16 protein-coding genes and 3 pseudogenes are annotated in these 19,008 nt (G+C 55.9%); 11 read left to right on the top strand and 8 right to left on the bottom strand.

Annotated elements, in window-relative coordinates; translation table 11 throughout:
• The first annotated feature begins 209 nt into the window (after positions 1 to 209).
• Positions 210 to 1,832 carry a DUF7827 domain-containing protein gene (locus C466_RS07105; RefSeq protein ID WP_239641194.1) on the top strand — a complete coding sequence of 541 codons (1,623 nt, stop codon included), beginning with the start codon at positions 210 to 212 and terminating at the stop codon, positions 1,830 to 1,832.
• Between the two features lie 131 nt (positions 1,833 to 1,963).
• Here the strand turns inward: C466_RS07105 and C466_RS07100 are convergent.
• The 4 genes and pseudogenes from C466_RS07100 to C466_RS07090 form a co-directional block, all read right to left on the bottom strand.
• A pseudogene (locus C466_RS07100) lies at positions 1,964 to 2,799 on the bottom strand (RNA-guided endonuclease TnpB family protein); the annotation flags it as partial.
• Positions 2,800 to 2,946: 147 nt separating this feature from the next.
• Positions 2,947 to 4,569 carry a hypothetical protein gene (locus C466_RS16495; protein WP_152418598.1) on the bottom strand — a complete coding sequence of 541 codons (1,623 nt, stop codon included), beginning with the start codon at positions 4,567 to 4,569 and terminating at the stop codon, positions 2,947 to 2,949.
• A gap of 146 nt (positions 4,570 to 4,715) precedes the next feature.
• Positions 4,716 to 5,123, bottom strand: a complete 408-nt coding sequence (locus tag C466_RS07095; RefSeq protein WP_004598930.1) for a DoxX family membrane protein — start codon at positions 5,121 to 5,123, stop codon at positions 4,716 to 4,718.
• Between the two features lie 26 nt (positions 5,124 to 5,149).
• Positions 5,150 to 5,854, bottom strand: a complete 705-nt coding sequence (locus C466_RS07090) for a TetR/AcrR family transcriptional regulator (RefSeq protein WP_004598931.1) — start codon at positions 5,852 to 5,854, stop codon at positions 5,150 to 5,152.
• Positions 5,855 to 6,056: 202 nt separating this feature from the next.
• Between C466_RS07090 and C466_RS07085 the strand changes: the two genes are divergently transcribed.
• From C466_RS07085 to C466_RS07070, 4 genes and pseudogenes are all read left to right on the top strand, one after another.
• Complete coding sequence (locus C466_RS07085) at positions 6,057 to 7,709, top strand: COG1361 S-layer family protein (protein ID WP_239641193.1); 1,653 nt, start codon at positions 6,057 to 6,059, stop codon at positions 7,707 to 7,709.
• A 3-nt stretch (positions 7,710 to 7,712) separates the two neighbouring features.
• Positions 7,713 to 10,184, top strand: a complete 2,472-nt coding sequence (locus tag C466_RS07080; RefSeq protein WP_004598933.1) for an efflux RND transporter permease subunit — start codon at positions 7,713 to 7,715, stop codon at positions 10,182 to 10,184.
• 685 nt (positions 10,185 to 10,869) lie between these two features.
• Positions 10,870 to 11,827: pseudogene (locus C466_RS07075) on the top strand (transposase).
• Between the two features lie 269 nt (positions 11,828 to 12,096).
• Entirely contained in the window at positions 12,097 to 13,266 is a 1,170-nt protein-coding gene (locus tag C466_RS07070; RefSeq protein ID WP_004598934.1) for an AI-2E family transporter, read from the top strand.
• A gap of 275 nt (positions 13,267 to 13,541) precedes the next feature.
• Here C466_RS07070 and C466_RS07065 read toward each other — a convergent pair whose 3' ends face one another.
• Positions 13,542 to 14,462, bottom strand: a complete 921-nt coding sequence (locus C466_RS07065) for an IS5 family transposase (protein WP_049911499.1) — start codon at positions 14,460 to 14,462, stop codon at positions 13,542 to 13,544.
• 81 nt (positions 14,463 to 14,543) lie between these two features.
• On the opposite strand from C466_RS07065, the pseudogene C466_RS07060 reads away from it, so the two are divergent.
• The 5 genes and pseudogenes from C466_RS07060 to C466_RS07045 form a co-directional block, all read left to right on the top strand.
• A pseudogene (locus tag C466_RS07060) lies at positions 14,544 to 14,944 on the top strand (MMPL family transporter); the annotation flags it as partial.
• Positions 14,945 to 15,758: 814 nt separating this feature from the next.
• Complete coding sequence (locus tag C466_RS15890; RefSeq protein ID WP_239640329.1) at positions 15,759 to 15,869, top strand: PGF-CTERM sorting domain-containing protein; 111 nt, start codon at positions 15,759 to 15,761, stop codon at positions 15,867 to 15,869.
• 217 nt (positions 15,870 to 16,086) lie between these two features.
• A complete protein-coding gene (locus C466_RS07055) occupies positions 16,087 to 16,281 on the top strand; it encodes a hypothetical protein (protein WP_004598938.1) in 195 nt (64 codons plus the stop codon).
• A 91-nt stretch (positions 16,282 to 16,372) separates the two neighbouring features.
• A complete protein-coding gene (locus tag C466_RS07050) occupies positions 16,373 to 16,651 on the top strand; it encodes an AbrB/MazE/SpoVT family DNA-binding domain-containing protein (protein WP_049908426.1) in 279 nt (92 codons plus the stop codon).
• Positions 16,648 to 17,049 (top strand): hypothetical protein, encoded by a 402-nt coding sequence (locus C466_RS07045; RefSeq protein WP_004598940.1) that lies wholly within the window; start codon positions 16,648 to 16,650, stop codon positions 17,047 to 17,049. The genes C466_RS07050 and C466_RS07045 overlap by 4 nt, the downstream gene beginning before the upstream one ends.
• Positions 17,050 to 17,065: 16 nt before the next feature.
• Here the strand turns inward: C466_RS07045 and C466_RS07040 are convergent, their stop codons facing one another.
• From C466_RS07040 to C466_RS07035, 3 genes are all read right to left on the bottom strand, one after another.
• Positions 17,066 to 17,521: a pyridoxamine 5'-phosphate oxidase family protein gene (locus tag C466_RS07040; RefSeq protein WP_004598941.1), complete on the bottom strand. Its 456-nt coding sequence runs from the start codon at positions 17,519 to 17,521 to the stop codon at positions 17,066 to 17,068.
• Positions 17,522 to 17,670: 149 nt separating this feature from the next.
• On the bottom strand, positions 17,671 to 17,829 hold the full coding sequence (locus tag C466_RS16945) for a DUF7560 family zinc ribbon protein (protein ID WP_004599623.1): 159 nt from the start codon (positions 17,827 to 17,829) through the stop codon (positions 17,671 to 17,673).
• 74 nt (positions 17,830 to 17,903) lie between these two features.
• Positions 17,904 to 18,536: a helix-turn-helix domain-containing protein gene (locus C466_RS07035; RefSeq protein ID WP_004598943.1), complete on the bottom strand. Its 633-nt coding sequence runs from the start codon at positions 18,534 to 18,536 to the stop codon at positions 17,904 to 17,906.
• Between the two features lie 114 nt (positions 18,537 to 18,650).
• Between C466_RS07035 and C466_RS07030 the strand changes: the two genes are divergently transcribed.
• On the top strand, positions 18,651 to 19,008 hold a 358-nt coding region (locus tag C466_RS07030), incomplete at its 3' end, for a winged helix-turn-helix domain-containing protein (RefSeq protein ID WP_004599622.1).

Here is a 19,008-nt window from a genome sequence, read left to right as displayed (position 1 = left end):
GCCAGACGGCGTCCATTTCCGGGTTAATCTGACGGAATATTACAGTAAGAGCGTCCCAGACCGTCATCACTAGGCGGCAAAACAAGGCATTTCTTGACCTACATTTCCGCTTTTGGTTGGTCTTACGGAATACAAGTTGACCAAGTTACTCAAGGGTAACTGTCGACAGAAAGTATTTACCCGGCACAGCGGTAGAGACGGATATCCAGATGAATACACGTATCGCTGCGGTCGTCGTGACCATTCTCCTCGTTAGCGCCGCCACCGCGCTTGCCGCTCCAGCGACGGCGCAGTCGGGACCCGCAGTCGGTTTTAGTGACGCCGAGACCACGACGACGCAGGGCGATATCGCGACGATTAATCTCCAGCTTCGTGACACTGATGAGGCCCTTTTACGCGTTCACTCTGCAGATCAGCAGTATAGAGCAACTGTGAGGGCACAAGATGGTGACAATGATGGAACTGTCAGTATTCGATTTAACACCTTTAGAGGTCCCGGAGAGGGTGACACAGCTGAGTTTACAGCTGTCGACGGTGACGACAGCGCTGACCTCATCGCTGAATCGAGCGAACAACCAGGAGCCGTACTTGACACCGGCCGATATAATCTGATCGCATCAACGGCGACGACAAGCGTCGCAGCTGTGCTCTTTCTTGAGCCCCCAGGTGAAGTAGGGAGCAACACGAGTGTTGTCGCGCCTGAAACGCCACTTTCAGCGTCCACAGCCTCCATGAACGAGTCCACAACGGGTGTTTTTGAGGGGTCCAACACTAGCACGTCGTCGACTACCACTCAGGTCCCGACTGCGGCTACTGGAGACCATGTCCGGACCCGATTCTCTGTCGGCGGTCTCGGGGGTGCCATTGAGGGGTCACTGCCAGGGAAGAACCTAATTTACCCTGAAGATAGTTCTCCGAGTGCCCGTACGAGCCACACGATGCAGACTTCGCCCAACCAATCGATTACTATGCGGTCGTTGACAATTGATTACGGTGCCGAAGAAAGCCCCCCGCCAGCAGCGGTATATCGGCTTACCAGAGGAGACATTAACACCCTTGGGGTTGATGAGACCGGTGACGGCTCTGTCGATCGATCTGTGAGTGCCGCTATCCAGAATATCCAGACAAGTACCGATGGGCAGGTCACGCTCAGTTTCGACCGCTCAATCACAGTTTCAGAGAATGACACTCTCCTCGCGGTCTACAAGGTCCGGAACCCTGAGACATCCGGATCGCAAGATGTCGCGGTCACGCTGACTGGAGAAAAAGCAACCTACCAAGAGCTGGGAACAGTTCTGTACGGGACTGCCGGTCAGGGTACACTCGGCTACGGTATTGACCTCCAGTTCGAATCAAGCGCGGACAAGTCGCCGCCAACAGCTCCCTTGTCGGCGCTCAATGTCACGTATGAATCCGACGCGAACGAACTTGTGGCCAATACAGATACCTCAGTGCTCACCACAGGGGAGTACGCAGTTCGACTTCAGACCAAGGATTCCGCGCCAGCAGACCTCCCACAGGTGGACCTAACAGAACGATTCAACGTTGCTACGCCCGATGCTGAAGTCACAAACTATTCTATTAGCGAGACTTCACAGCTATCTGTCACCGCAAGCACAAACCTTGCGCCGGAGAACACGGTCATTATTCGTGCTGACGGTCAAGAAGCAGATGGTGGTATTAGTCAGGTCCAGAATTGCGTGGCAACAGTTCAATCTGATGGAACTATCAGCTGTGAATTTGACTTTTCCGAGTCTGGATCTGACTACAAAATTGACGTTTTAGTTCGGCAAAACGACACTATAATTGCTGGACCGACCAGAGTAAACTGAAGTACAATTGTGGACTTGACATCCTCCCACGTCCTCAGGCGGGAGAGGTGTTAAAAACGGAGTTCTGCTAGTGATATCCTCATCGCCGCAAACGGCGAGGTTCCCATGCCGCAGGTGAGATATTTCCTGATCTACGACACGGCGCGTTCTCTCGTGTGAAACGTCCCGCTCTCGCGGACGAACAGGTATGTTGATGGCTGTGCCACACAGCCGCTACTCCTATCCTCGCCGTGAGGACTCGGAGTTATTTTCTGACGCATATTTTCCGCCGCGTTACAGTCCGCGTTGGCTACCAACTCGCACGACGAGCAGACGTACAGGCCACGTTCGACGCGGTTCGATTTCGTGTCGTCTCCACATCCCGAACACGTTTTTGAGGTGTTCCACTCGTTCTCTTTCCGTACCTCTACACCGCACATCTCGCCTTTGTATTCGAGGTACTGGTAGATGCGGTCGAACGCCCACGAGTGGAGCTTCTTGTTCCCGGTCTTGCCCCAGTCTGACGNGACGCTCGCACGTCTTCAGGCCAGCTCACCGCGAGCGTGCCAACACCGCGTTCGACACACTCCGCGATGATGGCGTCCGTCAACGTGTGGTAGTAATGTGTCTCACGTTCGGAGAGTTTCCGACGTGCCCACATCGACTGCTCTGACGGGCCGTTCTCTCCCTCGGTGTCGTACTTGGCACTGGTGAAGTAGTGTTTGTCTTCTTTGAGTGAGTTGCCGGGGTACAACACGTATTCATCTGGGAACGCGACCGTGGCGATGTTTGTGATGCCAAGGTCGATCCCTGCGATGCCGTCGCCAGCCGAATCCACTGTTTCGAGTTCGACCTTACACACGGAATGAAGTTCTCATTCGTCACCGTTCCAGACGGCACGAACATTCTGTACGCTGTTGACTTCCGAGAGGTCAACGTCTGGCCGGGTCTGGTACTCGCAAAGCAGGAAGTCTGAGAAGTGTTCTTTCCGCCGCGTTGAATAGCGGTCTCTGACCCATGGTGGAACAATACCGATTTTGAGACCACTGGGATAACCGCTAACAAGAGGACTCAAAACCTGTCCGCTCGCCGGCACCGCTACCCAACAGCGTACACGATTCAACAACACAAATTTTCATACCCAATGTCCAAGCAAGTATATTCCTCCCACGAGAACTATCCCTCCAAAGGCATCACGTGTACGGATTGGGAAAAGTGCTGGTGACTCTGTTCCGGAGTCTGACTGTGTCTTTTCTCCATCAGTAGTGTCTGTATCGTTGGTACTTTGATTAGTTGTATTTCTCTCAGATGTGTTTTGTGCTGTAGTATTAGTTTCCTCAGATTTTGTTGAGGTCGCATTGTTGGCGGACGCTGTACTATCGTTCGCGTCCTCTTGTGTGTCTGGAATATCTGGTGTGATTTTTGTTGAGTATTGTCCAGTGCGATAGCTTACCAGTACATATACCATCGTGTTTTCAGGAGAGGATCTAAGCTCTTGGTCAAAGTTGACACTATCAGTAAAGCTCCCCGCATCATACACCCGAACAAGATCGAGTCGTTCGCCCGTACGTGTGTTAACCGTCTCAACCGTAACTTGACTAATCTCTGCTTCTGAAACTGTCCCGGTGACGCGGACCGTCTCTGTTTCTACGTTGGTCGTTGCCTCTGTAACACTCACATCTGGCTGTGGATCATAGCTAATTGAAAGTGTTCTATTGCGTATGTTCCCTGCGGCGTCTTCTGCTGTAATCTGGAACTCGTTGTCATCATCATCGTCATATAACTCGACCGATGTATCGAAGCTATATTCAAGCAGATCTGGATTTGGCTTTGCGGTTCCACTCATCATCAGTATCTGTGATCCGTTATTCGAAGTCCGGTTTATTTCAACACGTTTAATTTTTGTTTCATCCCGAACTGTTCCACTAATGCTCGTGGTGTCAGTATAGCTTTGATTTTCGACTTCAAACTCGATCTCGGGATCCGTTTTATCATCAAGGACAAGGGTAAACCGATCAGTGTTTGTGCGGCCTCGACTGTCTGTATACTCGGCGACGATATCGTTTGTTCCGTTGGCGAGTAAGAGATCTTGAGAAAATGAATCTCCAGGGTTCGAAATGCGATGGATCCTTCGATCTTCTTTAGAGCTGTTCTCACCTGGCCCGTAGTTGCTAGTTCGTTCAATCCGAATCCGTTTAACATCTAACACCGTGTGAAGATCACCAGCTAGTGTAATCTGCCCACTAGTAACATTTACTGTACTATTCGGCCCGCCTTTGATGCTTGTCGAGAACGGCGAGATATATCGGACACGAGGCGCGGCGGTATGCTTTGTTACAGATGTCTCAACTGTTGTTACTCTATCCGTCTTCGCGATCACCTCGACGTCATTCTCGTTCGGGTCTAATTCAAGCGTAAGTGAACGATCAAACTGTGTTGAGTTTGGACGGTACGATCGGTAAACGTCCCCATTAACACGAAGTTCAACCAAATCAATTGGTGTCTCTGCCGTGACTGTAATGTTTGTATTCGGATCTTCTAATACCACCAACTCATCTCCAGCTGTAAGCTGTTCATCATCAATAGTCATATTGACTGCCGTCTCTTGTGCAGTTACAGCCCCGGCCCCGGTGTATATGAACAGAAATATGATACATACACCACACAAAACACTCCCCAAGCGCCTGTAAGTGGGCTTTTTGCCCAATCGAGTGACATTTAGTGTCATATTATACTGATGAGCTCCGCTGTATACCATTACCCAGCCGGCAAATCATATGACTGTACTGTCTCAGGTATCATAATTGATACCTGAGCAGTCATCCGTCTTTAACGCCGAGACGTTGAATGGGAGCGGCAAAATGAGTGCGTATAGTGGCGAACGCAGACGTGAACGGCGTTAACTCACTCGGGGGTCGTTGACTCTTCTCTGGCACGACCGAAGAACGCAACGGCTGCGCCAAGGAGTGTGACATTCTGGAGGAACGATGTTAGTTCTCCACCGCGATCTTCTTCATCGACTGCCCAGAAGTCATGCATTAGTGGCGTCACACCTATCAGAAACGCAGCGACAGCACCCGCAGATAGTTTTGGAGCTTTCCACACGCTAATTCCAAGACCTCCACCGAGCAGAAGACCACTCCCAGCAGGCACAAGCGTCTCTGCCTCAGGTACTCCCTTCGAATCAGCGTATGCAACCCGCCCATCGAGGTTCGTGAGATTCCGTATAGCCAACACTACAAGGCCAGCTCCGAACAGTAACCGGCCGAAGAGAGCTGTTTTCTCTGTGCTGTCGGAGTCTTTCTCAGACATTACTAGTTGGTAAATCTGCTAGCGATTTAACGGCTGTGATAATCCGAAGAAGTCATCGATTGATCTGCGAACAATCCTGTAACGACCGTGTCGATCAATGCTTTTTCAACTTCATCATAGGTTTCGTTTAGGACGACAGGTGTGTTCTGAGCTTGTGTAACGAACAGTAGCGACCGTAGGAGCCCTCGTACGATGTCCGGATTGTCTATCCGGACATCATCGCGCGCGACCCATTCTTCGGGCTGCGGTAACACGCGGAAATCTGCCTCACTACCAGCATTAGGGTTAGTACAGGTATTGTCTTCACTGATTATATCCGTGTCATTGCCGCCCCCGGTACTGGTAGCATCATCATAGTTTGTCCCATCCAATTGCTCATCGATCCGTCGAATTTCACCCTCGACGAACAGGCGGCGAATAAGAGGGTTCGATCGGACTTGCTCAAGCGTTGTCCGTAGGATCATCTCAGCTTCCGCTTGTGGTGTCTTCATTTCAGCGACTGCTGTTTCAAGATGTTCAAACAGTTGCTCGCGCTCAGAGGTCAGCACAACAAGATACAGCTCTTCTTTTGAGTCAAAGAATTGATAAAAGGTACTTGTGCCGATCCCCACCTCCTCTGTTATATCGCTTACACGCGTCCGATCGAACCCGAACTGTGTGAACAGTGTGTGACCCGCCTCGATCAGTTCTTTGCGGATACGCTCGCGATCCTTATCGGTAAACTGTGCCATTATAATTTCCTCGTATCTGGCATAATTGCCTTGTTTTTTGCTTCCATACTCTGGCCTATGAGCCTAAGAACAAAATGTTTATTGATTCGCGGAAGTAGTAGAGAATGTGCAACGAGCTTGTTACCTCCCATCGAATTGTTTCATCCCAGATTCCATCCAATCCCGGAATACAAATGCCACGACTACTGAGGTTGTATAACATATGCGAACTCGACACCTCTCTGTCGTGCTTGTGAGTGTGCTTCTCCTCACTAGTGGTCTCGGCATCGGTGCTGTCGGCGCCGAGTTGGTTGAGACTGACTCTGTGACAAGTACGACAGGAAGTGCCTCAATATCGAGTGGAACAGTCCCCGCACAAACCTCGAACGTTGGTGGCTCGCCTGATCTTGATGTCTTCGTCTCAAACCCGAATCTCGTTCCCGGCCAGACGAATCAGGTTGATCTGACGATTGCCAACGACGGGAACCTTCGGTTCGGCGACCCATCAGCGGCCGAGACGGTGACTACCGCACGGAACGTCCGGATCGACGCCGAGGCGAATGGTCCGCTCTCTGTCGAGTCCGGTGAGACCGCTATCGGCGGCGTGACGACGACCGCGCCGGGGTCGGCCCCCGTGAGCATTAACGTGCCTGACGACGTCGAACCTGGCACGTACACGCTCGACCTCGACCTCACCTACGCGTACTATTCTTCAGGCGAAGACCGCACTGTGACGGTCTCTCGACAAGTGGACCTCCGTGTCCGCGACGACGCCCGTTTCCAAGTTGTTGATGTCGAAAGTGACACCCAAGTCGGTGACTCTGGTACTGTCGAGGCGACAATCGAGAATGTTGGTTCAGAGGCGGCCCGTGACGCTGATGTGACCTTTCGCAGTCAGAGTAACAGCGTCTCCGTAAGTGGTGGCCAGTCCGACACAATCCGCGTGGCGGAGCTCGATCCCGGAGAAACGACAACTGTTGCTTACGATGTTGGGGTTGCCTCAGACCTCCCAGTTCAACAGTACACGCTCTCCGGTTCTGTAACGTTCGACGACCCTGATGGGATCTCTCGTACTGACGAGGGACTCTCACTCGGCGTTCTTCCGCTTGCTGAACAGGAGTTCTCACTCACCGACGTAGAGTCACAACTCCGCGTCGCCGAAGATGGTGACCTGGTTGGTACTGTACGCAACGAGGGTCCCGTTCCGGCCCGCAGTGTCGTCGTACAGTACGCTGGCGAGGATCAAAGCGTGATCCCGGCAGAGCGTTCGACCGCTGTAGGGACGCTTGATTCCGGTGAATCCGCGAACTTCACATTGCCAATGTCGATTAGTGGCGAGGCCGAGTCCGGCCTGCGCTCGCTCGATATGGCAGTCCAGTACCGAAACGGTGAAGATGAGTTGCGGGCCTTCGAAGACCTCGTCGTCGACGCTGAGGTTGCCCCTGAGCGCGACCGCTTCGACGTTGCGGTCGAGAACCGCACCATCCAGTCAGACGGGACTCGTGCCGTCGATGTCACCGTAACGAATAATCTCAACGAGACTGCCAGCGACGTCGAGGCACGGCTTTTCGCCGACGACCCGCTCGATACTGGTGATACCGACACGGGGTATGTTCAATCACTTGAGCCCGGGGAAACCACCACGATGACCTTCGAGTTGACCACGACGGGCTCTGCAACGCCAGGTAGCACGTACCCGATCTCGCTTGACTTCCGGTACGATGACGCGGACGGAGACAGCCAGCTGACAGACACTTACCGTGTCCCGATAGACGTGATCGAGAGTGAGGGCGGCGGACTGCCGCTGCCAGTCATCATCGTCGCGCTGCTTGTCGTCGGGACGGGGGCGCTTGTCGTCTACCGGAGGCGGCAGTAACCGATGTCTCTCGGCGAGCGGATCGAGGCGTGGACACGGCGACTTAACGACGCCATCGTCGACAGCCCGCGCCGAGTCATCATCATATTCCTCGTTCTCACGCTGGTGTTCACCGGCGGGATAGGCCTTGTCAGCACGGACACTGAGGCCACCGATTCGTTCACCGATGGTCTCGAGGAACAGCAGGCACTTGACGCGGTTAACGAAGAATTCGAAGATCCATTCGAATCCGATGATGAGTCCACACAACTCATCCACTCGGGAAGTAACGTTTTGACAAAAGAGGCGTTACTCAGAGAACTCCGGGTCCTTGAGGAGGTCGAGTCGCGAGACGACCTCCGGGTAGCCTCGGCCAACGGCCCGGCCACGGTCGTCGCACAGACGATCGACCCCTCGGCGACCACTGCAGCCGAACAGCGGCGCGTCTTGGAGTCGACGAGTGCGACCCGAGTCAGACAGGTCGTTCGCAGCCTCTCAGAGAATTCGCGGTTTACGGGGGCGGTTGCGACAGATTTCAATCCGACGAGCGTGAGCGCAAGCGCGTCGATTACGGTCATCTCACACGACGTGCCGGGAGGGTTCTCGGATGGGGACCTCCAAGAGGTTCAAACGACGATCCGATCGATTGCGGCTGATCAGCCCGGGGATCTTACGGCGTTCGGCAGCGGCGTGACGAACGCCGAGACGGCTAATGTCATCGGTGATTCGCTCACCATCGTAATGCCTGTCGTTGTGCTGTTGCTGCTGTTGTTCCTGGTCGTCGCCTACCGCGACCCGATCGACCTCGCGCTCGGGCTGCTGTCGCTTCTGATGACCATCATCTGGACGTTTGGGTTCCTCGGGTTCTCTGGAATCCCATTTAATCAACAGATGATTACCGTTCCCGTGCTGTTGCTTGCGGTCGGGGTCGACTTCGGAATCCACATCATCAACCGCTATCGCGAGGAGGTCGTCGACGGCTATGAGGCGACAGAGGCGATGCGCGAGGCGAACAACCAGCTAATGATCGCGTTCATCATCGTCACTGTAACCACTGTGTTCGGATTCGGGGCGAACGTGATCTCTGACCTCACGCCGATCCGAAACATGGGAATCGCCTCGGCGGTCGGGATCACCTTCACCTTCCTAATATTCGGGCTGTTCCTGCCGGCAGCAAAACTGGTCGTCGACAGGCTGCGAGAGCAGTACAATGTCCCGGAGTTCAACTCGGCCCCGATCTCCTCCGAGGACTCGACGCTTGGGAAGTTCCTGACGTTTCCGGCACAGGTTAGCCGGTACGCGCCAATCGCGTTCGTGGTCGTGCTGCTCGTGACAGGGGGGATGGCCGCGGCGTACGGCAGCGGCGTCGACACCTCTTTCGAGACTGAGGACTTCCTCCCCCCAGAGGAGCAACCGGACTACGTGACCAGCCTCCCTGAGCCGTTCGCACCGAGTGAGTACACTGTCACTGAGACGCTGAACCTGCTTGAAGACCGCTTCTCAACTAACCAGGATCAAACAGTGAAGTTGTACGTCGAAGGGAACTTTGAGGAGGGCCATGCGCTTGAGGCTCTCGCGGACCCGAACGACGATGCATCAGGCTCACTCGCAGTCGGTGATGGCGGGAGCGCCCAGCCAACAAGTATTGTGACTGTGATTCAATCGCATGCCGAACAGAATCCGGAGTTTGCCAAACTGGTTGCCCGCAACGATATCGACGGAAACGGAATTCCCGACCAAAATCTCGACCGTATCTACGACGTGCTGTTCGCCTCGTCGTCCGGCGATCGGGCTGAGCAGTACCTCACGCCGGATCGACGGAGTGCGCAGGTCGACTACGCGATCGACTCTGGGGCCTCGCAGGCTGAGGCCGCGGCCGACACTCGGGAGTTCGCTGAAGAGTTCCGGTACAAGACGACCGCCACCGGTCAGATCGTCGTTTTCGACGCGGTGACTGATATCATCTTCAATTCTTCAATTCAGGGACTGATCATCGCGATGGGGTTAACAGGATTGTTCCTCGTTATTGCCTACGCCGTATTGGAGAGCAAGCCGCTCCTCGGAATAGCGAATCTCTTCCCGATCTTAATCGCAATCGCATTCCTACTTGGGACAATGCGATACCTCGGGATATCACTGAACGCGCTGACTGGAACAATTCTATCGATTTCCATTGGGCTCGGAATTGCGTACTCAGTACACGCCACTCATCGGTTCATCGATGAGTACAACGCCGGCGCCGACGCTTACGAGTCGATGATTATCACGCTCTCGGGGACGGGCGGCGCCCTGCTCGGAAGCATGCTCACCACTTCGCTCGGGACGGGCGCGCTCGCGCTCGCCATCACACCCGTGCTTGGGGACTTCGGCCTCTTGATGGCGCTGAGCGTGATCTACTCCTTCGCGTTTACCGTGATCGCGCTCCCCCCAGCAGTGTTGTTGTGGGAACGCTACCAAGGCGTATGGAGTGGGATTAATCTGTCAGTCTCAGGCTGACATCTCAACAATATATTTTCTACTCCCGTCTCAGAGGTGGGAAGAATACGGGGAACCGGACACCTCTTGACGAATTTATCGAGAACAGAGGAGAACATCTGTGTCTTTGTGGGATGAATCCGGCTACTCTGTTGAATCCGCAGAAGGCGTCGGAATCGGGTCCTTCTGTGCTCGGTTTAGGACCGCTGCCGAGAGAATTCGGAGATGGAATCTTGGTAGAGAGCGAGAAGATCGAGATCACTAAGATCGATCCAATTCATCGACGACGAAGAGCGAGATAAACGCGCCTTCAGAGATCGTCATCCCCGTGCCGTCATCGGAATCAACAGAACAGATTCGTCGGAATTCATACTCATATTTGGTCCGCCCCTCAGATATGGATTGCCTTTACAACTCGCCAGACAGGCGCACTTTTGCCCGTCACGTCTATCTCTCAGCCATGAATTATCGACGCTAGTGAATATTCGAACGATTGATTGTTGAAAAAATGGGCCACCGATTCGCTTGGTATGACCTCAGTACTGATCGACATCTGATCAGAATATATCGCCTAGGGGGATTTCAACAAAGGATATCTCACTTGGGTCGCTGTGGGTGTCCTGTACCGATCGCCTTGGAGTATAGTTCTAGTGAGGGTGTCATAGAACGAGTAGCACACCAAAGAGCAGGGTGAACGCTGAGGTGGATGAGTTCAGCGACCCTGTAAGATGATCCTTCGGTAGAGTCGTTCTTCAATGTCGCGGAAACCGAGACGCTAGCGTTGTTTGAGTATCTCTCCTTCGAGTTTCTCGAAGAGTTCGACGTGTTCGCCCCGGCGGAGACGGGGCGAACACGAGAGCATGAACCACCAGAGTTGATGCGTGGCTTCCTCCACTGCTACTACCACGACATCTACGGGATTCGTCCCGTTGAACGAGAGCTTCGGAATACGGTTGTCTGGCTGAGCTGCGGCTTCGATCGACCGCCGTCGAGAGACGCGGTCGATCGCTTCCTCACCGACCTCGAACACGTTGTTGACGAAGTTTTTGACCGACTTGACTTACTGTATCGATTCAACCGACGTGAGGGCGATGCCCGCCGATCAAGACGCGTCGAAGTGCTACGATCCAACCGACGACGAGTACTACTACGGCTACGGTTGCACGATCGTCTCGACCGGGCAAAAGATCCCGATTGCGGCGGAGTTCACAGAGAGTAAGCAAGCGCCAGAGGAGACGGCGATGCGCGTCACGCGTGACGCGCTCGCCGTCGCCAAGCCGATCTAGATGGTCGGTGACAGCGCCTACGACACGCTCGACTGGCACGACCACCTGCTGGCCGCAGGGGTCGTGCCAGTCGCCCCGTACAACGCGCGAAACACCGACGACCCGAAAGACATCGAGTACAGGGTCGAAGACCGCATCACCGAACACAGCGAGGACGTTCAGCTGAAGCAGTCCACGTTGGATGAGACGTACAACCGCCGTACTGGAGTCGAACGAACCAACGAATCAGTGAAGGACTGCGGCCTCGGGCGAACGCACGCCCGAGGCCGCGTCCACGCACGAGCACAGGTGTTTCTTGCTCTGTGCCTTCGCCTCGTCGTCGCAATCACCAACTACGAACGCGGAGACAATCCGGGAAGCACGATCATCACGGTGTGAGAACTCTTCTATGACACCCTCTAACTAATTGAAACGAATTTTGCTGTGTCAGTCACAGTTCTGTCACGTAATTACGTATCGGGATTCTCAGATAATTCTGACGCTGTGAAGCCACCATCTTGAGCGAGATCTTGCGTAACACGAGACCAATTGGATTCACTCTGGGCATAAGTTCTTGCTAGAGGAATAGAATCTTGAGTCCTGACGAGCGAAAAGCTACTCACGTCATATCAACATACCTTTCTTGTAATGTGGGAGTTAGTCGGTAAATGAAATACAGCTCAGGACTACGACGGCGGATCCTCTTCGGATTTGGAGGGTTAGGATTAGTAACTGCTGTCGTTTTTGTTTTAATCCAGTTTCAGGCAACGCTCATATTTACAATCTTTCTCTACTACGCAAGCCGCCCAATTTATCGTAAACTCGAGAACCTCTCGCTTCCGTCGCGACTCCAAGGCCGTCGCGTTCCCTATCGCCGTCAAGTTCTTGCTATGGCTACAATTGCTATTTTCCTACTGCCGTTTCTCTTTTTGCTCACATACACCCTTGTACTGGTAGTTCCCGAAATCCAACGGCTCGCTGGCGGGGATGGTCCTGGTGTAGCATATCTGTCTGCACTACAGTCGGCACAAGGAAGTGGACTTCCGGGTCCACTCGTAGGGCTAGAAATCAGTGACATACTGGCACTGAGTCCTGAGGAAGTCGTAGCAATCCTCAACGACCCCGCAGTTCAGGCATGGGTCGAACAAATGGCTGCTACGCTGACCGGTTCAGTCGGGTTCATCGCAAACGCAGCACTCCATGGATTCATTCTTTTGGCCGGGACGTATTATATGCTTACCGACGGCTCGCGGCTTGTAGGCTGGTTCCTCGACAATTTTGATGAATCAGGTGTTGTCGAGTCATACGCAGTAGCTGTTGATGATGAACTGTCTTCCATTCTCTTCGGTAATATCCTAAACGCATTTGTGACGGGTATCATCGGAATTCTTGTCTTTTCTGGATATAATCTCGTTGCACCAGGAGCAGTAAACGTTCCATTCGCGCCCCTAGCCGGTGCACTCACAGGAGCAGGAAGTTTAATTCCAGTTGTTGGAATGAAAATTGTGTACCTGCCTATCGGTGTAATTCTCGCGATCGCTGCTGTCACCAGTGGTCAGGCAAGCGCGTTCGGCTTCGTGGTCCTATTTCTCGCTTTAGCGTTCGTAGTCGTTGATACGATTCCTGACTTTCTAATTCGCCCGTATGTGAGCGGCAACCGGACGCATGTGGGACTACTGATGTTTGCATATATTCTCGGACCGATCGCGTTCGGGTTCTACGGGATTTTTCTTGGCCCAATACTGCTTGTCTTCCTCGCAGAGTTCTTTAGAACTATTGCATCGTACGTACTCACCGGCAGACCGCCACATGAACAATCAAGTCTCTCGGACTACTGAATAGCCCGCTAATAGCAATGTTTGTCTCCATATCTGTGAACAGAAGCCGAGGCGCATCTTACCNGCCACATGAACAATCAAGTCTCTCGGACTACTGAATAGCCCGCTAATAGCAATGTTTGTCTCCATATCTGTGAACAGAAGCCGAGGCGCATCTTACCGACCAACACCTAGAGACATCGAATACTACCTGGACACAGCGGTCATTTGGATACGGACGGAAACGCATAGTTAGCTATGGACGGCTGTGTTGAATCGCTGTAAGACGGAGAGATTCACTGTTTGACGAAGCGTTTGACGTTATAGACGACACACATCAGCGCGATTTCGCGGAACTCACGGAACCATGACCGCGCTCGCACGGCGAAGCCGAGCGAGCGCTTCACAGCCGAGTTCACGGTTTCAGTCATTGAGCGCTGATTGTAGCGGGTATCGTCAATTCTGGCGTTGTGCGCGTGGTCGTACGGTGCGAAGATGCGGTGCTTGATCAGCGGTCTGATCTCGAGCTCACGCAGACCTTCGCGGAGCGATTGCTTGTCGTAGCCCTTATCGGCCGCGAGAGACCGCAGATCGCCCGCGTTCCGGCGGGCGATCTGCTCTGCGAGGTCCGCGTCACTCCCTTCCCGATTCGTTGAGCAGTGAACGTCAAGGACGGCTTGAGACGCTGTATCGACGAGGTTTGTGACTTTTAGCTTCTGAACGCGGTAGCTGATTCGCTGGCAGTAGTGGCGGCTAGCTGGTGAGCGGTTGTAGAACGTGGCGTCAATCGCGGCGTGTTCAGAGAGGTCGTGTAGCTGCGCCGACTGGCGCAGCAGCACTCGACAGACGCTCATGCTGATCCGGTCGAACGCCTTACACAGCGTGGATAGTGCGGAGAGATCGGCCACGTTGAGGCCGATCTCCCCGATTATTTGTGGCATCTCTTTGAGCAGGTCGATAGTCATGCGGTACGATGAATCGAGGTAAATCCGCAGACAGTGAAGGGAAACGAGTGCNATTATTTGTGGCATCTCTTTGAGCAGGTCGATAGTCATGCGGTACGATGAATCGAGGTAAATCCGCAGACAGTGAAGGGAAACGAGTGCATAGTCGGCGAATCCGCCGCCGCCGTCCGGGGCGGCGGGTTCGCCTCCATCGCCAGTAACTCTTTGAGCAACCGGCACAACTTCCCCGATGAAGCGGGAGATTTGTGTCATAGGCAACCGAATCTTCCCGCTTCAACTCCCTTGATTTAGTGGCCTACCCCGCTGCTGTATGGTGATTCAACACAGCCCTCAAAAGGGAAACCACTGCTCGGGATTGTGAACCTCTTTCCAATTGTAATCGCCATCGCGTTCCTCCTCGGGACGATGCGAGCTCTTGGGCTGTCACTCAACGCCTTGACTGCCACAATCCTCTCCATCTCGATTGGACTCGGGATTGCCTACTCCGTTCACGCAACGCACCGGTTCATCGACGAGTACAACGAGAACGCAGACGCTCTCCAGTCGATGGTAATCACCTTCTCTGGGACCGGTGGTGCGTTGCTCGGAAGTATGCTTACCACATCGCTCGGGACCGGTGCGCTTGCGCTCGCAATTACCTCTGTACTTGGAGACTTCGGCTTACTGATGGCGTTCAGCGTGATCTACTCATTTATTTTCACAATCGTCGCGTCCCGCCAGCCGTTCTGTTGTAGGAACGATATCAGGGCGTCTTGTCGAATACGGTACTGTCGCTGACCCCGTCTTTCCCCTGAGACGTTCGTTCCAAGTTCAGTGCTAGGGGTGAACCGCTGCGGGGTCTACCCCGTGGTGTTCGCCTCGACGACCTGTCTCTCATGTCTGTTTATGATACTACTCTGGTGGTTTCTGTAGAACAGCACTCTCAGATGTCCATGTGATTGTCTCTAGCATCTATCGGAGTGAACACCCGTCAGAGGCCTCGCCTTCACCATGACATTCGGTATGAAGCCGAGGATTGCTATCCAACCGACAGGTGTATTCTTGCTGGATGATAATCCATCCAAAATACTCATTTTATTATACTGATCTCTATAATTTATTTGTGATTGTCTCTTTGTTATTCTCGCTATCGGCCCTCGTGGGCCGACCCACACGTGGTTTTTCTTTATCCCGCTCATCCAGTGAGCGACAGCGAGTGGCAGTGCGCCTGATACGAGACCGCTGTTCTATGGCAAAATTTGCACGAACACTACAGATTGAAGTAGGGCTACCATCGATCATCGCGTGCCGGACGCTGTCACGCGACGACTACTGACAGTTGCCGTGGCACGGAACTCGCAGTCGAGTCGCGTGACGGTGTCTGGTACTATTAGATGAGCGGCTCGCCGCGGAGGCCGCGTTCCTCCACCCTGGAGCGAGATTCCGAAATCTGAGTTTGAGGTCACCTGAGCCCGCCACGCCACGGTGATACCCATGGTCGACACCACGCCGCCGTGACACCCAATGGAGCGCGAACGACTTTGGACCGAATCGACCTTCGTCGTGACCGTGAGTTCGTCCGGCGAGTTCCACGACGACGGAACGCCCGGCTTCGGTGCGCTCGTCGCGCTCATCGCGCTCATCGCCGCTGCGCTGCTCGCGACCCGTCGCAACGACTAACATCGTTGCCTAACGGTCGCGACTCGTAGCCTCGCAACCATCGGCCCACGCGGGCCGACCCACACACGGTCTTTCTTTATCGCGCCTCGCTTCGACCAGCGGCGGCGCTGGCGAGCGCGGTCCGACAGCCGGTAAGCGCGTTCGGATCAAGTCTCACCGAGAGTCGGGATCCCGGATAACTGTTACAACTGTCTGCCCTGTACGCCCGTACAGAACCATGTCGGCAGACAATCGCATCCCCGTGACCGAGGAAACCCGGAAGGAACTCCACGAGCTAAAGGAGCCGGGCCAGACGTACGACGACCTCCTGAAGCAACTCGCAAAGCAGCGACATCGACGCGATCTCGAACGAGGATTTCAGGAGTTGGAGGACGCGGATCGAGCCGAGCTAACGTCCCTTTCGGACGTTTGACTACGGGGTTCTGATAGACTCGATACTATCCACCTGCGGCCGTCTCTCAACGCTCGGTGTATTTAATGTAGTACAGTGCGTAGTACTTCGCATGAGTACTGACAATGAAAGCGACAATCGAACGACCCGTATCACACGAAAAGGGCAGGTGACTATCCCGAAAGCGCTCCGCGAGGAGTTTGGATTAGAGGAAGGCGACGAGCTTCGATGGGAGAAGACCGACGACGGAATTTGCGTCCGCAAGGCGACGGGATCGGCGGGCCGTGGGATGCTCGTCGACGAGGACGTCTCCGAAGCGAAGCGTGAGGAGATGGCCGCGGAAATGGAAGCCGAGATCCGTGAGAAGCGTCGAAGCGAGTGGCAGCCGTGACCCGCTACACCGTCGATGGCGTCGCGATGGCTCGGTACCTCGTCGACAGTCTGCCGCCCGCTGCCGACGACGTCTTTGAACGCGCCGAGCGCGGTGTCGACATCGTTGAGGCACCGACAGTTGCCGTCAGCGAGGCGATCTGGACCGCGGTCAACAAGGGATCGATCGCAGGCGTCGAGGTCGACACGACGCCGAACGCGGTGTTACGTGGGCTCGTGACCGACGGGCCGGTACGGATCGCTCCGAGCGACGACCACGACCTCGCGGTGTACGGTAGCCTGATCGACCAATACACGCTCCACGACGCGCTGCTCATCGCCAACCATCGCGTCCGGGGTACTGAAGCGATCGTCACCAACGACGAGAAGTTCGTAACTGAGTCGACCGTCTGGCGCTGAACGACACTGGGACTCCCTACTCCTCGTCCCGCTCGACGACGACGGTCCGACCCGTCAGCGTCTCGGGCGTGAAGCGGTAGAGCTCGATGTCCAGCTCCGGCTTGTCGTCGGCCCAGATCTCGAAGAGGGGGCGCTGCGTCTCGCCGTACTGCGCGATCGTCTCGGGGGTGAGCTCGTCGAGGTCGACCCGTTCGAGCGGGCCGACGCCGACGACGCTCGCGTACTCGTCGCCGTCCTCCTCGTAGACGACCACGCGGGCCTCCGGCGTCGACGCGAGGAACTCGCGCTTCTCGCTGTCGGGCGTCGACACCAGCCGGAGGTACAACGCGCGGTCGTCGGCGTCGTACCCGTAGGAGATCGGGATGGCGTACGGCGCGTCGTCGCGCGCGAGCGCGAGGACCCCCGTCTCGTGGCGGGACAGGTGCGCGTCCACCTCGGCCGGCGTCATCTCGACCTCGCTGTTCGTCGGCATACCCCGAATTTCTTCGCACGGCGGCTTAAAGGGCACGAGACGGCGCGGGCGGTGGGCTAGCAAGGGGTCGCGGGCGACGCGGTGCGGGGACCGCGGGGCGGTGTCGACGATGCGGCGCGGAGTCCGCGAGGCGATCGCTTCGCGGTCGCTCAGCTGATCGTCGGCGCCTCGCCGATGTCCTCCTCGGTGACCGGCGCGCCGCAGACGACACAGCCCGTCTCGAGCAGCGTCGCCCGCATCGCGTCGTCCACCTCGATCGAGCGCCGACACTCCGGGCAGACGAAGGTGTGGGTGGATTGCCCCGTCATACCCGTGAGTACGACACCCACGCCCATCAAACGGGACTCGGATTCTCGGGGGTTCGGAATGTTATGAACGATCGTTAATCCAGCAGCGCCCCGAACAGCTTCCGTTGGGCGGCCGCGACGTGTTCCGTGAACGTCGAGCGTCCGATCCCCAGCGACTCGGCCACCTCGCCGGCGTTGGCCCCCTTCGGGTGGTCGAAGTAGCCCGCCTCGTAGGCGGCCGCTAGCACCTCGCGCTGCCGCTCCGTCAGCTCGCTCCGGTCGACGGTCACCAGGTCCGACTCCGTCGGCGTCGTCGTCGACTGGAGCAGGCGCAACACCTCCATGTCCGGGCACGCGTCGCGGAACGCCTCCAACACCGACCGCAGCGTCGGCAGGTCGCTCGCGTGGAAGGTGAGCCGGAGCCGCCCGTCGCGGATCGTCGTCTCCGAGACGGGCGTCTCGTGGCGGTCGAGGACGGCGAACGGCGAGTCGGGGTCGACGGCCGCCTCGAAGCGGTACGCCGCCCGCCCGCCGTAGTCGAAGACGACCTCGGCCCCCTCGGGGACCGCGAGGTCGGTGTCCGCGATGAACTCCACGACCACGCGCTCGCGGTCGTCGGCGGGCGTACAGCGCGTCACCTCGGTGACCGGCGTCGCCCCGTCGACGACGCCGTCGAACGGGGACAGCGCGGTCGGCAGCGAGACCTCCGCCCGGATTCCCGATCCCATCTCGTTCGTCCGTACCCGCCCCGGGCAAAAACGTTGGCGGGCGCGCCGCCCGGTATAAAACACCCAGCATATGATGGGCCACCGTTCGGGGGCGTGGAGCCACTCTTTACAGATATGAAACGCCCCCCGCGCACGACCGACGCGACGACGACGACCGAGGGAGACGCGGCGCTCGACGCGACGTTCGAGGCGCTCGCCGACGCCGACTGCCGGGCGATCCTCGCGGCGGCGGCGACGCCGAAGACGACGAGCGAGCTCGCCGACGACTGCGACATCGCGCTTTCGACCGCCTACCGGAAGGTCGAGCTGCTGAGCGAGACGCCGCTGCTCGCCGAGGGGATCCGGTTCGACCCGGACGGCGACCACGCCGCCGAGTACGTCCGCGACGCCGAAGACGCCGCGATCGAACTCGATGACGACGGCGTGGCGCTCACGGTCGAGGACCTGTCTCTTATACACATCTCTGATGACG

The sequence above is a fragment of the Halorubrum distributum JCM 10118 genome (assembly GCF_000337335.1).
In the GTDB taxonomy this organism is placed as follows: Archaea; Halobacteriota; Halobacteria; order Halobacteriales; family Haloferacaceae; genus Halorubrum; species Halorubrum distributum.
Note: the sequence above shows the minus strand (reverse complement) of the source record. Positions and strands in the feature narration are given on the sequence as shown.

Excerpts from the sequence above, each read along its gene's own strand:
- C466_RS07050 (WP_049908426.1), top strand. The coding sequence starts at position 16,373 with ATGAGTACTGACAATGAAAGCGACAATCGAACGACCCGTATCACACGA.
- C466_RS07070 (WP_004598934.1), top strand. The coding sequence starts at position 12,097 with ATGAAATACAGCTCAGGACTACGACGGCGGATCCTCTTCGGATTTGGA.
- C466_RS07085 (WP_239641193.1), top strand. The coding sequence starts at position 6,057 with ATGCGAACTCGACACCTCTCTGTCGTGCTTGTGAGTGTGCTTCTCCTC.
- C466_RS07080 (WP_004598933.1), top strand. The coding sequence starts at position 7,713 with ATGTCTCTCGGCGAGCGGATCGAGGCGTGGACACGGCGACTTAACGAC.
- C466_RS07105 (WP_239641194.1), top strand. The coding sequence starts at position 210 with ATGAATACACGTATCGCTGCGGTCGTCGTGACCATTCTCCTCGTTAGC.
- C466_RS16495 (WP_152418598.1), bottom strand. The coding sequence starts at position 4,569 with ATGGTATACAGCGGAGCTCATCAGTATAATATGACACTAAATGTCACT.
- C466_RS07055 (WP_004598938.1), top strand. The coding sequence starts at position 16,087 with ATGTCGGCAGACAATCGCATCCCCGTGACCGAGGAAACCCGGAAGGAA.
- C466_RS07040 (WP_004598941.1), bottom strand. The coding sequence starts at position 17,521 with ATGCCGACGAACAGCGAGGTCGAGATGACGCCGGCCGAGGTGGACGCG.
- C466_RS07090 (WP_004598931.1), bottom strand. The coding sequence starts at position 5,854 with ATGGCACAGTTTACCGATAAGGATCGCGAGCGTATCCGCAAAGAACTG.
- C466_RS16945 (WP_004599623.1), bottom strand. The coding sequence starts at position 17,829 with ATGACGGGGCAATCCACCCACACCTTCGTCTGCCCGGAGTGTCGGCGC.
- C466_RS07035 (WP_004598943.1), bottom strand. The coding sequence starts at position 18,536 with ATGGGATCGGGAATCCGGGCGGAGGTCTCGCTGCCGACCGCGCTGTCC.
- C466_RS07095 (WP_004598930.1), bottom strand. The coding sequence starts at position 5,123 with ATGTCTGAGAAAGACTCCGACAGCACAGAGAAAACAGCTCTCTTCGGC.